Genomic DNA, 2,001 nt, shown 5'->3' on the forward strand with positions numbered 1-2,001 from the left:
GTGGCTTACGCCAAGCAAGCTGGTATTGTACAGGGGAAAGGCGAAAACCAATTCGCGCCCCAAGCCAATACAACGAGAGCAGAAGCGGTAACGGTTTTGCTGAATATTTTGGCGCTGCAAAGCAAATAAATGCTGAAACATTCGTTATGAGGAGAAAGCAGTCCCTGATCGAGGGGCTGCTTTTTATGCTATTTTAACTACTAAAGTCGTTAATATTTTTCTTCATTACAATAGTTAGAAGTCGGATATACGAATGGCTATTTCCATTTCTTTTGGTTATAGTCTTTTGTAGAAGTTTGTAATTATTCTAGCGCTAGTATGGAATATAGTTTACTCTATTGAATGAGTAGGAATTTTACTCATAGATTGGTAAAGGGTAGTTGAATTGATTAAAAGAATTTTATAGGGGTGTGGAAGATTAATGTTTACAGAGTGGTTAAGAGTAACTAAGCAAGAACAATTAATTTTTAGATTAGTGTCTATCATATTGGCACTAGTCATAGCAATGTCTATTTTACCGAACGTGGCAATGGCCGCAACAGTACCAGTAAGCAATAATCTTAGCATGCTCTCATTAGAAACAAACAGCGCTATGGTAACACAGGGAAAAGTCAAAGTGAACGGAATTAATCCTGCTCCTAATGCTAATGCGATTTTTGCAACTTTAGGACAAGCGACTGCTCAAACAGCCCCCGAGGAGGGAACAGCGTTTAGCACGCTTGCTAACCTATATAGTTATAAGCTTAACGACAATTTTTTTGTACCAGCTAATGCTGGAGAAATTATTTCAATTGTTGAGGTAGATTCACAAAATGATAAAGTGATTGGCTATACGTCACTAATAGTTGGTGTTAATCATATGGGGGCGATTCCACCATTAGTTGATTTAGGAATCCACAGCAAAGAATTAATCAATAACCATTCGTATTTGTTGTATGGTGAGATGTTTTATGAGTCACCTAATAGAGTAACCTTTAGCAATGTTACAAGCTCAAACTACTCAATCGTTTCTGTATCCCGATATGGTGATGAATTTTCTATATATGGTTTTAACTCTGGCACAGCAAAATTAAGTTTCGATGTGAGTGACAATCGGACTGGCGATAAAATAAGAAAGACGATAGATATTACTGTACGTGCTTATCGTGCACCCTATCTTTATGAAAGTGCCGATGCCCTTTTTGCTGGGGCGCAAGTAAGCATAAATGTTGCACCTACGGACAGTCAATGGTCACTGGATTCAGTTAAAGTAAACGGGGAAATAATATCGAGTGAAAATTATACCTATGTTAAGGGTGGTATACAAGATAGGGATACAATTTTGTTCCATGCAGGTGTTTTATCTGAAGGTTACAATCTAATTTCATTAGAATCTTATGACTATGGGGATGGATTGATTGAATTGCAAATTCATAGATCGGAACAATCCTTTTATATGAGTGAGCCTCTTATTGATAAAACAAACGGTGGTCTAAGCGCATCCGTTCGAATGGCTAGAAATATTCATAATGAAAGTTATAGCGGCATGGCGACTGTAATCTTTCAATTAATGAACGGAAATGTGCCAGTTGATATGGTTTCATTTACTATAGGTGCATTAAACGAGTATCAGACGTCCCGTGCTCATTTCAATTTAGCGGATGCCACGACGAACCCGAATTATTCCGTTCGCGCTTTTCTCATTACGGGAGACAACTCAGAACCGAACAATATTGGATATAATCTGGCAACGCAAGTAAATGATGCTGAATTTGATCAGCATTTTGAAGAGTTGAAAAACTGGAGATAATTTTTATGAAAGTATCCTTTTGAACGAAAATTATTTTTTCATTTAGAGTAGAGAAGAGGCATATCTTTAATGAAAATGCGTACATGGAGCTTAACCTTAATCATTGGTCTCTGCCTATCGCTGTTTCCCAGCTCCTTATGGGCTGCTGTCGCGGTAAATCCGGTAGCAGACAGCGTTCATCCTGGCAGCCAAATTAACATTACAGGAACCTC

At 38.1% G+C, this 2,001-nt stretch carries 2 protein-coding genes; both read left to right on the plus strand.

The window, feature by feature from the left end; all coding sequences use genetic code 11:
- The gene (locus ABEW34_RS31390) at nucleotides 1–129 is read left to right on the plus strand and encodes an S-layer homology domain-containing protein (RefSeq protein WP_430165645.1); all 129 of its coding nucleotides are present in this window, start codon (nucleotides 1–3) and stop codon (nucleotides 127–129) included.
- A 292-nt stretch (nucleotides 130–421) separates the two neighbouring features.
- Complete coding sequence (locus tag ABEW34_RS31395; protein WP_430165642.1) at nucleotides 422–1,789, plus strand: hemoblobin-interacting domain-containing protein; 1,368 nt, start codon at nucleotides 422–424, stop codon at nucleotides 1,787–1,789.
- The last annotated feature ends 212 nt before the right edge of the window (nucleotides 1,790–2,001 follow it).

It is taken from the genome of Paenibacillus algorifonticola, from assembly GCF_050481745.1.
Lineage (GTDB): Bacteria > Bacillota > Bacilli > Paenibacillales > Paenibacillaceae > Pristimantibacillus > Pristimantibacillus algorifonticola_A.